The sequence below is a fragment of the Nocardia sp. NPDC127606 genome, assembly GCF_042671725.1.
In the GTDB taxonomy this organism is placed as follows: domain Bacteria; phylum Actinomycetota; class Actinomycetes; order Mycobacteriales; family Mycobacteriaceae; genus Nocardia.
In genome coordinates, this window is sequence record NZ_JBHXWQ010000001.1 from 609862 (window position 1) to 622056 (window position 12195).

At 68.2% G+C, this 12195-nt stretch carries 13 protein-coding genes; 8 read left to right on the forward strand and 5 right to left on the reverse strand.

Annotation, left to right across the window (positions count from 1 at the left end):
- Positions 1 to 44: 44 nt before the first annotated feature.
- From ACFVJ5_RS02845 to ACFVJ5_RS02855, 3 genes are read right to left on the reverse strand one after another with little or no spacing between them, the layout of a single operon-like run.
- Positions 45 to 344: a DUF6412 domain-containing protein gene (locus ACFVJ5_RS02845; protein WP_379218195.1), complete on the reverse strand. Its 300-nt coding sequence runs from the start codon at positions 342 to 344 to the stop codon at positions 45 to 47.
- A gap of 54 nt (positions 345 to 398) precedes the next feature.
- The gene (locus ACFVJ5_RS02850; protein WP_379218196.1) at positions 399 to 1403 is read right to left on the reverse strand and encodes a DUF4873 domain-containing protein; all 1005 of its coding nucleotides are present in this window, start codon (positions 1401 to 1403) and stop codon (positions 399 to 401) included.
- Positions 1400 to 2293 carry a diiron oxygenase gene (locus ACFVJ5_RS02855; protein WP_379218197.1) on the reverse strand — a complete coding sequence of 298 codons (894 nt, stop codon included), beginning with the start codon at positions 2291 to 2293 and terminating at the stop codon, positions 1400 to 1402. Before ACFVJ5_RS02855 ends, ACFVJ5_RS02850 begins: the two co-directional genes overlap by 4 nt.
- A gap of 110 nt (positions 2294 to 2403) precedes the next feature.
- On the opposite strand from ACFVJ5_RS02855, the gene ACFVJ5_RS02860 reads away from it, so the two are divergent.
- Positions 2404 to 3129: a TetR/AcrR family transcriptional regulator gene (locus ACFVJ5_RS02860; protein ID WP_378627451.1), complete on the forward strand. Its 726-nt coding sequence runs from the start codon at positions 2404 to 2406 to the stop codon at positions 3127 to 3129.
- A 1-nt stretch (position 3130) separates the two neighbouring features.
- Here the strand turns inward: ACFVJ5_RS02860 and ACFVJ5_RS02865 are convergent, their stop codons facing one another.
- Complete coding sequence (locus ACFVJ5_RS02865) at positions 3131 to 4312, reverse strand: DUF418 domain-containing protein (RefSeq protein ID WP_379218198.1); 1182 nt, start codon at positions 4310 to 4312, stop codon at positions 3131 to 3133.
- A gap of 147 nt (positions 4313 to 4459) precedes the next feature.
- On the opposite strand from ACFVJ5_RS02865, the gene dop reads away from it, so the two are divergent.
- The 5 genes from dop (at position 4460) to pafA (ending at position 9404) form a co-directional block, all read left to right on the forward strand.
- Positions 4460 to 5959 carry a depupylase/deamidase Dop gene (gene dop, locus ACFVJ5_RS02870; RefSeq protein ID WP_378988087.1) on the forward strand — a complete coding sequence of 500 codons (1500 nt, stop codon included), beginning with the start codon at positions 4460 to 4462 and terminating at the stop codon, positions 5957 to 5959.
- 120 nt (positions 5960 to 6079) lie between these two features.
- The gene (locus ACFVJ5_RS02875) at positions 6080 to 6274 is read left to right on the forward strand and encodes a ubiquitin-like protein Pup (RefSeq protein ID WP_019047503.1); all 195 of its coding nucleotides are present in this window, start codon (positions 6080 to 6082) and stop codon (positions 6272 to 6274) included.
- Entirely contained in the window at positions 6271 to 7116 is an 846-nt protein-coding gene (prcB, locus tag ACFVJ5_RS02880; protein WP_378627456.1) for a proteasome subunit beta, read from the forward strand. The genes ACFVJ5_RS02875 and prcB overlap by 4 nt, the downstream gene beginning before the upstream one ends.
- On the forward strand, positions 7113 to 7880 hold the full coding sequence (gene prcA / locus ACFVJ5_RS02885; protein ID WP_379218199.1) for a proteasome subunit alpha: 768 nt from the start codon (positions 7113 to 7115) through the stop codon (positions 7878 to 7880). The genes prcB and prcA overlap by 4 nt, the downstream gene beginning before the upstream one ends.
- Before the next feature lie 165 nt (positions 7881 to 8045).
- Positions 8046 to 9404, forward strand: a complete 1359-nt coding sequence (gene pafA / locus ACFVJ5_RS02890; RefSeq protein ID WP_194824832.1) for a Pup--protein ligase — start codon at positions 8046 to 8048, stop codon at positions 9402 to 9404.
- Positions 9405 to 9497: 93 nt separating this feature from the next.
- Here pafA and ACFVJ5_RS02895 read toward each other — a convergent pair whose 3' ends face one another.
- Positions 9498 to 10133: a TetR/AcrR family transcriptional regulator gene (locus tag ACFVJ5_RS02895; protein ID WP_379218200.1), complete on the reverse strand. Its 636-nt coding sequence runs from the start codon at positions 10131 to 10133 to the stop codon at positions 9498 to 9500.
- 128 nt (positions 10134 to 10261) lie between these two features.
- Between ACFVJ5_RS02895 and ACFVJ5_RS02900 the strand changes: the two genes are divergently transcribed.
- Both ACFVJ5_RS02900 and fabG read left to right on the forward strand, forming a co-directional pair.
- The gene (locus ACFVJ5_RS02900; RefSeq protein ID WP_379218201.1) at positions 10262 to 11413 is read left to right on the forward strand and encodes an acyl-CoA dehydrogenase family protein; all 1152 of its coding nucleotides are present in this window, start codon (positions 10262 to 10264) and stop codon (positions 11411 to 11413) included.
- A gap of 16 nt (positions 11414 to 11429) precedes the next feature.
- Positions 11430 to 12182, forward strand: a complete 753-nt coding sequence (gene fabG / locus ACFVJ5_RS02905) for a 3-oxoacyl-ACP reductase FabG (protein ID WP_379218202.1) — start codon at positions 11430 to 11432, stop codon at positions 12180 to 12182.
- Positions 12183 to 12195 lie beyond the last annotated feature (13 nt).

Genomic DNA, 12195 nt, shown 5'->3' on the forward strand with positions numbered 1-12195 from the left:
GGGATCACGAAATCCGACAGGCGGCGCCGACGGCGCGGCACCTGTCAGCGGTGATCGATCCCCGGAGCTCGTGGACGTGGACGACCGGCGGCATCGGGATTGCTCTGGCGCAGAAAGGAACCGCGCAAGCGGCGCTGTGCCGACCGTGGCGGACCCGCGCACGCGACCCGAACAGGCAGGTGGCTGCGGCTGGTGACCGCGACCAGCGCACACACCATCGCGGCGGCGACAGCACCGAACGCGAGCATGCGTGTGGCCTCGCCGCCCGGTGTGGAGATGAGCACGAAGGCGGGCAGCACGCACGCGAGAACCGCGTACGCCATCACCATCGCCCGTGTCTGCATGTCACCGAGCATACCGACGGTGGACAGTGGCGGTGCTGTGCGCGGGCGTCGCTGCTACGCCTGGAGCGCGAAAGGCGGGGTGCCGATGCCGGTGACGCGGAGATTGCCCCACGGGTCGCGTTCGGTGAGGTTCGCCGCCGCGGGTTCGCGGCCCGGCAAGACGAGGAACGCGGATGCTCGCGTCGGTTCGGGGAGTGCGGTGGTCTCGGTGGGATCGAGGCGCCCGTACCAGTGGTAGCGGCCGTCGATCGGGTCGGTGTGGCCGGTGAGGGTGGCGATGACGCGATATTCGGCGCCGGGGAGATCCAGGACGGCCGGTCCGGCGTAGTCGTGATCCGAGTGCCGGTCGGCGGCGACGGTGATATCGAAATGGTGGGGTTTCGGGCTGCCCGGGCGACGCGTGCTCGGCGTCAGGTCGAGCCGACGGTGGTATTCGTGCTGGGTGCTGGCCCGCACTTCGATCCGGGTGCCCGATTGCCGCCGCAGAGCGCGGACCCAGGTGGCGATGAGATCGACTCGGACCGATTGGGCGACCGTCGGTTCCTGGACCGCGGGTTCGGTACCGCCGGCGAAGAACAGGTTCGGGAAGCCATGGGTCGCGATCCCGCGAAAGGTGACCGGGGTGCGCGACCACGCCGCGTCGAGTGTGCGGGCCTCGCGTCCCGTGACCGGCAGTCGGACCTCCTCGAGCACGGCGCCGAAGGGACGGTCTGCGGTGTCGGTTGCGGAGCTCGCGCGGAGTCGACGGGTGGTGTCGGCGGTCAGAATCACGACCCTCGCCTGGGCGGGCTCGTCCCCGACCAGGTGGATCAGCCAGTGGTCCTCGTTCTCGTCGAAAACGAGTTCGCTGACATCGACCAGGCGCCGGGGGACCGGTCGACTCTCGCGAGACAGCCATCTGTGCGGTGTCGTCCATGGTGTCCGGCGCGGTCTGCCGACCCGAGATCGCGACGGTTCGCCTGCTGAAACCGGTTCGTAGACGTTCACTTCGGTGATACCGGCCGCCCGCAGCCGCCGCACGATCGCCCGGGATTCGGTCCCGATGACAGCGACGCTCACAGCAGACCCACCGCCCGCCACCGCCGGCGTCCGGCCGACCCGATCAGTCCGTGCTGACCCAGGAACGTCACCAGCTCCGCGGCCCCGGTCGCCCTGGATTCCCGCGCGATCGGATTGCGAAGCGCCGCACCGCGTGCCTGTCGACCGTCGAGTCCGGCGCGAATGTACATGTGCCGGTTGGTGATCAGTGACACGAACAGGGGTCCGGCCACCGCCACACACAGGCGGATATAGGCCCGCTCGCCCGCCGACATCGCCGGCACGCGCCGCGCCAGCGCGTCCCTGGCGAAGCCGATGTGGCGCGCCTCCTCGGTGACGTGGATGCGCATGGCGCGCGCGACGATCGGCTGCAACTGCGGATCGTCGAGCATCCGTCGCTGCAGCGCGTCGAAGATCTCCTCACCGACCAGGGCCGCCACCCACACCATCGGGCCGTGCAGCACGGCGGGGAGCGCGGTGATCGCGAGCCGCGCCGCCGGCCGCGGCCAGTACGGTCGGGCCTCGACGCGCTCGATGAGTTTGCCGAACATCATCATGTGCCTGCACTCGTCGGCCATCTCGGTGAGCGTGTAGTGCGAGGTCGCGGACGTGGGGTCGCCGCGCAGCAGCTCGCGCAGCAGCAGCCGGTTGAGCAGGTTCTCGAACCAGATGCCGACCGAGAGCACATTGGCCAGTTCCTGGCGCGAGAGTTCCCGCTGCTGGTCGGGCGTCATCGCCTCCCACAGATCGGTCCCGTAGAGCGAGATGACCCGCGGTGGCAGGAACAGCTTCGCCGGGTCGAGGGGTTCGGCCCAGGCGATGTCGACCACCGGGTCGTAGGTTCTTCGCAGCGAGCCGATCAGCAGGCGCTGGGCGAAGGAATCGCGCGGGGAGGCGGTAGCGTTGCGCATCGCGGGCTCACTCTCGGCGGAACGTGCCACGCTAGGTGTTACAGCGTGTATCACCAAGGTTAGTGGAACGTGGTGTCACGGTCAATGCCGGTCCGGGTATCGTTAGCACTGTGACTGCACCATCCGCGCACGCCGATCAGACCGCCGCCGACGGTCGCGCCACCCGCTGGCACGGGCACAAAGAGCGCCGTCGCGCGGAGATGATCGACGCCGCCATCGAGGTGATCGAGGAACACGGTCTCGAGATCTCGGTACAGCTGATCGCCGAGCATCTGGCACTGCCGCGGCCGGTGGTCTACCGCCATGTCGGCGGCCGGGCCGAGCTCGACGCGCTCTCGCGGCAGCGCATCCTGGAACTGCTGCTCGCGGAGTTGCTGCCCGCCCTGCAGTCCGAAGGCACCCTCAAAGAAGCCGTGCGCGGCGCTATCGGCACCTACCTCGGCTGGATCGAGCGCCACCCGAACCTGCACCGCTTCCTCGGCGACGCCGCACCGCAGGGTGCGCCGAGCCTGAGCGGCGCCGGCCGCGCGGTGGGTGGACAGCTCGCCGACATCTTCGCGGCCACCCTGGCCCGCTTCGGTATCGATCCGGCGCGTGGGCGGCCGATGGCGTTCGGTATGGTCGGCCTCGTCGACGGCGTGGTGGCGAGTTGGCGTGCGGAATCGGAGCCGGTGCTGACCAGCGAGCAGGTGCAGGGCATTCTGACCGAGTCGGTGCTGTCGCTGTTCGAGGGCAATGCGCGTAGTCTCGGCGTTCCGCTGCAACGGGATTCGCTCATCGCTGACCTACTCATCGCGCCGGACGCGGCCCCGCCGCCCGACGAGCGGCTGCGCTGACTCACCCGGCCAGCGCGCGATAGGTTCGATTCCACAGCCACTCCACGGGACCGCGCTCGAAACGCCGCAACCACAGGTGCGCGAAGATGATGATCGCGACGGCCACGGCCAGGTAGATCGCCACCGTGAACGGCACCCTGGCCGAATCCGATACCCGCGCCGCCAGGCCGAAACCCCAGCCATAGCAGAGGATTCCGGCGATCAGGTTCTGCAGGATGTAGCAGCTGAGCGCGGTACGGCCGACTTCGCTCAGTCGTGTGCCCGCGAACCCGAGGCGTGGCCTGCGCAGATAGAACTCCGCGACCGCGGCCAAGATTCCGAGGGCGACGAACGGTGCCGTCGCGTACCGGGCGACGAAGATGAAGTCGCCGCCGCCCGCGATGCCCAGCGTCAGATCCAGCGGCGCGGCGACCGCGAACCCGATCACCATGAGCCGCCGTCGCATGCGCGCGCCCTCGGGTCGGAAGACGCCCGCTCGGAACAGTCGCGCGCCGAGCAGGAACAGGGCGATCGACATCGGGAACACGAAGATCGGCTCCAGCCGGAAGATCAGCGCATGGTCGAGGCGGAACAGCACCAGATCCCAGAAGGAGCCGTCCGCGTAGGGATTCGGGTCCAGTGGTGCCGAGTCGGCGCTGTCCTGCTGTGGCGCGAAGGCCAACGCGGCGGCGATCAACGTCATCATCGTCACGTGGACCGACGCGGCGATGATCAGCCAACGGCGTTGTGCTCGTTCGGTTGTCGCGAGTATGTAGGCGACGACGAGACCGGTCACCGCGTAGCCCATCAGGACATCGAACTCCGCGACGAACAGGAAGTTGAGCACACCGTCGAGGAACAGCAGCCCCGCGCGATACGGGTATTTGCCGGGCCATGGCCGACCTCCCCGCTGCGCCGAACCCTGCTGGATGGCCAGGCCGATCCCGAACATCACCGTCAGCAGGCCGAGGAACTTGCCCTGCGCGAGCTGCTGGAGTACCCGCTCGGACCACATCCAGGCGTTCTCGGGGGCCGTGGCGAGCTCGTCGAGGTAGCCGACCATGCCCGCCGGGTTGGTGAAGATCCAGATATTGGTGCCGAGGGTGCCCAGGATCGCGATGCCGCGCAGCACATCCAGCGCGATCATGCGAGCGGGACGGGGCGCGACGGGCGCTTCGGTGGTGGGTGCGACGGCATCGGTCATGCACCGAGTATCAGCGCGTGAGCGGCCCGGCGGATCGCTCACGAGAACGATTCCGGGTCCCCCTCTTGGGGGACGTTGCCGGCCTCCAGCAGCCCCGCTGGGCCGAGATGCGGGTGCGGGTACAGCGCGTCGCCTAGGCTCGACGGTATGCAGCGCATCATCGGAATCGAGGTCGAATACGGCATCTCGACCCCTACGGAGCCGACGGCCAACCCGATCCTCACCTCCACGCAGGCCGTTCTCGCCTATGCCGCCGCCGCGGGAGTGCCGCGAGCCAAGCGCACCCGCTGGGACTACGAGGTGGAATCCCCGCTGCGTGACGCGCGTGGTTTCGATCTCAGCCGGATGAGTGGGCCCGCCCCGGTCATCGACGCCGACGAGGTCGGCGCGGCCAACATGATCCTCACCAACGGCGCCCGGCTCTACGTCGACCACGCCCACCCGGAGTACTCCGCCCCCGAGGTCGTCGATCCGCTCGACGCGGTGATCTGGGACAAAGCGGGCGAGCGGGTGATGGAGGCGGCCGCCCGGCACGCGTCGAGCGTGCCAGGGGCGCCCCGGCTGCAGCTGTACAAGAACAATGTCGACGGCAAGGGCGCGTCCTACGGCACCCACGAGAACTACCTGATGAGCCGCGACACCCCGTTCAGTCACATCATCGCCGGCCTGACCCCGTTCTTCGTCTCCCGCCAGGTGATCTGTGGCGCGGGCCGGGTCGGCATCGGTCAATCGGGTGACCACGCCGGTTTCCAGCTGTCCCAGCGTGCCGACTACATCGAGGTCGAGGTCGGCCTCGAGACCACGCTCAAGCGCGGCATCATCAACACCCGCGACGAGCCGCACGCCGACGCCGACAAGTACCGGCGGCTGCACGTGATCATCGGTGACGCCAACCTCGCCGAGATGTCGACCTACCTCAAGGTCGGCACCACCGCGCTGGTGCTCGACATGATCGAGGCGGGCGAGGACCTCTCGGAGTTCCAGCTGGCCCGCCCGGTCACCGCCGTGCACCAGATCAGCCACGACCCGACGCTGCGCGCCACCGTCGCGCTGGCCGACGGGCGCGAGCTGACCGGCCTTGCGCTGCAACGGCTCTACCACGAGCGCGTCGCCAAGTTCGTCCAGCGCGAAGCCAACGAGGACCCGCGCGTGCTCGACATCATCGACAAGTGGGCGATGGTCCTCGACCTGCTCGAGCGCGATCCGATGGACGCTGCGCACCTGCTCGACTGGCCGGCCAAACTGCGGCTGCTCGAGGGCATGCGCACCCGAGAAGGCCTGGGCTGGGCCGCGCCCAAACTGCACCTGATGGACCTGCAGTACTCCGACGTTCGCCTGGACAAGGGGCTCTACAACCGCCTGGTGGCCCGCGGGTCGATGCAGCGGCTCGTCAGCGAACAGCAGGTGCTCGACGCGATGACCAACCCGCCCACCGACACCCGCGCCTACTTCCGCGGTGAGTGCCTGCGTCGCTTCGGGGCCGATATCGCCGCCGCCAGTTGGGATTCGGTGATCTTCGATCTCGGTGGCGATTCGCTGGTCCGGATTCCGACGCTGGAACCGCGCCGGGGCACGAAAGCGCACGTCGGCAGGCTGCTCGATGCCTCGCGCACGGCCGCGGAACTGGTCGAGCAGCTCACCCACTGACGCGATCGAAGGGGTCGACTGCGCGACAATCCGATCGCTATCGACCACCTTGTCGGATCCGCTCGGTAGGGTTGTGGGACACACACGATCATCGTGATGAGGAAGAGGAGGTCGGCTGCCATGGCACAAGAGCAGACCAAGCGCGCCGGGGGTGGCGACGAGGACGAGGGCCCCGAGGGCGTAGACGCGGCAGGGCAGGAACGCCGCGAGAAGCTCGCGGAGGAAACCGACGACTTGCTCGATGAAATCGATGACGTGCTCGAAGAGAACGCCGAAGACTTCGTGCGGGCATATGTGCAGAAGGGCGGCCAGTGACCCCAGGTGACCCCTTGCGCCTCCACGCGGGGCGGGCTCTCTCCTCGTTCACCGAACATCTCCGCATGCATGCCCCGGACCTGTTGCCCGCCAACAGGTTTCCGGTCTCGGATCTGACCGCGACGAAGGATCTGGCGCCGCACGGCACCACCATCGTCGCGGTCACCTACCGTGGCGGTGTGCTGATCGCGGGCGACCGCAGGGCCACCATGGGCAACCTGCTCGCCAGCCGCGACACGGAGAAGGTGTACATCACCGACACCTTCTCGGCCGCGGGTATCGCCGGTACCGCGGGCATCGCGATCGAGATGGTGCGGCTGTTCGCCGTGGAGCTGGAGTACTACGAGAAGATCGAAGGCGTGCCGCTCACCTTCGACGGTAAAGCCAACAAGCTGTCGAAGATGGTTCGCGACAACCTGCCTGCCGCCATGCAGGGCCTGGCCGCGATCCCGCTGCTGGTCGGGTTCGACGACCAGATCCTCGACCTCGACCGGTCCGGCCGCATCGTGTCCTACGACGTGGTCGGCGGGCGTAGCGAGGAGCGGTTCGGCTACACCGCCGTCGGCTCCGGTTCGACGTTCGCGAAGTCGTCGCTGAAGAAGCTCTACCAGCGCGGCATCGACCAGGACCGGGCGCTGCGGATCGCGGTGGAATCACTGTTCGACGCCGCCGACGACGACACCGCCACCGGCGGTCCCGACATGCTGCGCGGGATCTACCCGACAGCGGTGGTGATCGACGCCGACGGTGCGGACGAGATCGGTGAGGATCGTCTCGCCGAGATCGCCCGCGGTGTGATCGCCGACCGGGAAGCCGCGGAAGAAGGGGGCGCCGTCCTATGACGCTGCCGTATTACGCCTCGGCCGAGCAGATCATGCGCGACAAGACCGAGCTCGCCCGCAAGGGCATCGGCCGCGGTCGCAGCGTGATCGTGCTGGTCTACGCCGACGGTGTGCTGTTCGTCGCCGAGAACCCCTCGGCGACGTTGCACAAGGTCAGCGAGCTCTACGACCGCATCGGATTCTCGGCGGTCGGCAAGTACAACGAGTTCGAGGCACTGCGCCGCGGCGGCATCCTGCAGGCCGACCTCAAGGGTTACCAGTACGACCGGCGCGATGTCACCGGGCGTGGGCTGGCCAACCTGTACGCGCAGACCCTCGGGTCGATCTTCACCGATCAGCTCAAGCCCTACGAGGTGGAGATCTGCGTCGCCGAGGTGGGCTATCCGGAACAGTCACCGACCTCGGTGCTGTATCGGATCACCTTCGACGGGTCCATCGTCGACGAACGCGAGTACGTCGTCATGGGCGGCACCACCGAGCCGATCCTGACCCAGCTCAAAGCCACCTACAAGCCGGGTCTGTCCCTGGACGACGCGTTGAAGGTGGCGATCGGCGCACTGCTGGCCGGTCAGCCCGAGGCCGACAAGGACAAGCGGTCGCTCGGCGAGGCCTCCCTCGAGGTGGCCACGCTCGAGCAGCAGCGGCCCCGCCGGGCGTTCCGCAGGCTGCAGGGCCCCGCCTTGGAGTCGGCGCTCGCCGCGTCGAAGCCGAAAGCCGTGAAAGAGGCGAAGCTGCCCGAACCCGACGACGACGCGGGGAAGTAACCCACCGTCACGATCATGATCGGGCCTGCGAATCACACCGGTTCGCAGGCCCGATCTCGTCGTGTGCGCGGCGGTCGTTCGCTGTCCGAATCGTTGTGAACACGTATGCGAATGGGATGTCAGGAGCGCCGCGCGGGCACTGGTCATGGCTGTAGTGTCGATAGTGTGCAGCGACGAATCATGGGGATCGAGACCGAGTTCGGTGTGACATGCACCTTCCACGGTCACCGTCGGCTGTCCCCCGACGAGGTAGCCCGGTACTTGTTCCGCCGGGTGGTGTCCTGGGGCCGTAGCTCCAATGTCTTCCTTCGCAACGGTGCCAGGTTGTACCTCGACGTCGGATCGCATCCCGAGTACGCCACCGCCGAATGCGACAGCCTGGTGCAGTTGGTCACCCACGACCGGGCCGGCGAGCGGGTGCTGGAGGACCTGCTCATAGACGCCGAACAGCGCCTCGCCGAGGAAGGCATCGGCGGCGACATCTACCTGTTCAAGAACAACACCGACTCCGCGGGCAACTCCTACGGCTGCCACGAGAACTTCCTCGTGGTCCGGGCGGGCGAGTTCTCCCGGATCTCGGATGTGCTGCTCCCGTTCCTGGTCACCCGCCAGCTCATCTGTGGCGCGGGCAAGGTGCTGCAGACGCCGAAGGCGGCCACGTTCTGCCTGTCGCAGCGCGCCGAGCACATCTGGGAGGGCGTCTCCTCGGCGACCACCCGCTCGCGCCCGATCATCAACACCCGCGACGAGCCGCACGCCGACGCCGAGAAGTACCGGCGCCTGCACGTGATCGTCGGCGACTCCAATATGGCCGAACCGACCACGATGCTCAAGGTCGGTACCGCCTCGCTGGTGCTGGAGATGATCGAGGCAGGGGTGTCGTTCCGCGATTTCGCGCTCGACAACCCGATACGGGCCATTCGCGAGGTCAGCCACGATCTCACCGGTCGCCGTCCCGTGCGCCTGGCGGGCGGCCGCCAGGCCAGTGCCCTGGAAATCCAGCGCGAGTACTACGCCCGCGCCGTCGAGCACCTGCGCAACCGCGATCGCGATCCGCAGGTCGACGCGGTGGTGGACCTGTGGGGTCGTACCCTCGACGCGGTCGAGGCGCAGGACTTCGCCAAGGTCGACACCGAGATCGACTGGGTGATCAAGCGCAAGCTGTTCCAGCGCTACCAGGACCGCTACAGCATGGAGATGTCGGATCCCAAGATCGCCCAGCTGGATCTGGCCTACCACGACATCAAGCGCGGACGCGGGGTCTTCGACCTGCTCCAGCGCAAGGGTCTGGCCAAGCGGATCACTGAGGACGACGCCGTCGACGCCGCCGTGGACACCCCGCCGCAGACGACGCGCGCCAAGCTGCGCGGTGACTTCATCACCGCCGCGCAGGAAGCCGGCCGTGACTTCACTGTCGACTGGGTGCACCTCAAGCTGAACGATCAGGCGCAGCGCACGGTGCTGTGCAAGGATCCGTTCCGATCGGTCGACGAGCGCGTCGACCGGCTGATCGCCTCGATGTAGGCGAACCCCTCAGACGGGGGGACCGACAACAGAACCGGTGGCGCATGGGAGCGATCGCGTAGGCGCCACCGGTTTTGTTGTGTGTGGGCACGCTCAGTCCGCGGTGACGACTGTCGCGTAGGTGGCGGCGAGGCCGGCGATGAACGCGGTGAGCGCCAATTCGAAACTGTCGTCGTCGATTTCGTCGGCGATCGCCCGCAGCAGGTGTGCCTGATTCAGGTGCGGGTAGCGGTCGCGGTAGACCTGCACGTCATCGGCGAAGCCGCCGGCGAACGAGCCCACTGTCGAACCCATGACCAGGTAGCGGGTGGCCGCGCCGATCATGGTGGCGTAACGCGGTGGCCAGCCCGCGCCGACCAGACCGCCGTGGACGGCGTCGGCGGCGCGCAGGTTCTCGGCTCGGCGGCCCGGGCCGGTGGCCAGGTACGGCACGAAGTTCGGGTGGGTGGCCAGTGCGCCGCGATAGCTGCGCGCCCAGTCCGCGAGTGCGCGATCCCAGCTCATGGTGTCGAAGGCCGAGGTGTCGACCAGGCTCATGATGCCGGTGGCGATGTCGTCGAACAGGTCGTCCTTGTTCGGGTAGTGGCCGTAGAGCGAGGCGGCCTGCACGCCGAGTTCGGCGCCCAATTTGCGCATGGAGACTTCGGCGAGTCCGTCGCGGTCGATCAGGACCAGCGCGGCGTCGCGAATGCGCTCGCGACTCAACAGCGGAACGCGCGGCCTAGCCATGCGGTACTCCCTCTCTCGTCGGGAATCGAACGGTATCACCGATGCCGAAAACGACTCTTGATTAACCGAACAGCGTTAGGATACGGTGCCCGAGTAAACCTAACGCCGTTTGGTTCAGGAGTGGTTCCGTGGATTTCCAGCTCACCCCCGCGCAGTCCGACCTGTGTGAACTCGCCCGTACGTGGGTGGACAAGGAAGTCGTGCCCAACGCCGCGCAGTGGGATCGCGACGAATCGGTGGACCCGGCGATCGTCGGCAAACTCGGCGCTCTCGGTTTCCTCGGCATCGGGATCGCCGAGGAATACGGTGGCTGCGGCGGCGACACCTTCGACTACTGCCTGCTGCTCGAGGAGCTCGGACGCGGTGACAGCGCGGTGCGCGGCATCGTGTCGGTCTCGCTCGGGCTGTTCGGCAAGTCGATCGCCGCCTACGGCACCGAGGAGCAGAAGCGGCGATTCCTGCCGGGGATCTGCGCGGGCGAACAGCTCGGCTGCTTCGCGCTGACCGAGCCCGGCACCGGCTCCGACGCGGCGAACCTGGACACCCGCGCCGTCCGCGACGGGGCGGACTGGGTGCTGTCCGGCGCCAAGATCTTCATCACCAACGGGACCTGGGCCGATCACGCGCTGGTGTTCGCGCGGACCGGCGGGCCCGGCCCCAAGGGCGTCACCGCGTTCGTGGTGCCGACGGCCGCGCCGGGCTTCGGCCGGACCGAGATCAAGGGCAAGCTCGGGCTGCGCGGCCAGGCCACCGCCGAATTCGTCCTCGATCGCGTCCGGGTGCCCGACGCGCTGCGCCTCGGCGAGGAGGGGCAGGGCTTCCGGATCGCGATGTCCGCGCTCGACAAGGGCCGCATCGGGGTCGCGTCCGGGTGCGTCGGTGTGGCCCGTGCCTGCCTCGAAGCCGCGGTGCGTTATGCCGGTGAGCGCGAACAGTTCGGCAAGCCGATCGCCGGCTATCAGCTGGTCCAGGAGCTGCTGTCCGATATCGCCGTCGCGACCGACGCCGCCCGGCTGCTCGCGTGGCGTGCGGCCGATCTCGCCGACCGCGGGCAGGCCTTCGGCACCGCCGCGTCGATGGCGAAGCTGTTCGCCTCCGAAGCCGCGGTCTCGGCCGCCAACAACGCGATCCAGGTGTTCGGTGGCTACGGCTACATCGACGAATACCCCGTCGCCAAGTACCTGCGCGACGCCCGCGTGCTGACCCTGTACGAGGGCACCACCCAGATCCAGAAGCTGCTCATCGGACGCGCCCTCACCGGCGTGAACGCCATTGTCTGACACAGGAGTACCACCCATGACCCACAGAACTGCCTTCGTCACGGGAGCGGCCCGTGGCATCGGCGCGGCGACCGCCGCCCGCCTGGCCGACGACGGATTCGCCGTGGCCGTCGTCGATCTCGACGCCGACGCCGCGGTGCTGGCCGCCGGGAAGATCAACGCGGCAGGCGGCACCGCGATCGGCCTCGGCTGCGACGTCGCCGACGAGACGCAGGTGGCCGATGCCGTCGCGCGCACCGTGGCCGACCTCGGCTCGCTCGACGTGCTCGTGAACAACGCGGGCGTGCTGCGCGACAACCTGCTGTTCAAGATGTCGGTCGAGGACTGGGACACCGTCATGGCGGTGCACCTGCGCGGCGCGTTCCTGTGCAGCAAGGCCGCGCAGAAGCACATGGTGGACAACGGTGGCGGCGCCATCGTCAACACGTCGAGCGTCTCGGCGCTCGGCAATCGCGGCCAGGCCAACTACGCGGCGGCCAAGGCGGGCATCCAGGGCCTGACCCGCACGCTCGCCATGGAACTGGGCCCGTTCGGGATCCGTGTCAACGCCGTCGCCCCCGGGTTCATCGCCACCGAGATGACCGCGGCCACCGCGGCGCGAATGGGTGTGAGCGCCGAGGATCTGCAGGCCGAGACCGCGGAGATCACTCCGCTGCGGCGAGTCGGCGTGCCCGCCGACATCGCGAACGTGGTGGCGTTCCTCGCCTCCGCGGATGCCGGTTTCGTCACCGGACAGACCGTGTACGTCGACGGCGGACGCCGTCTCTAGATTGCGGAGAAAC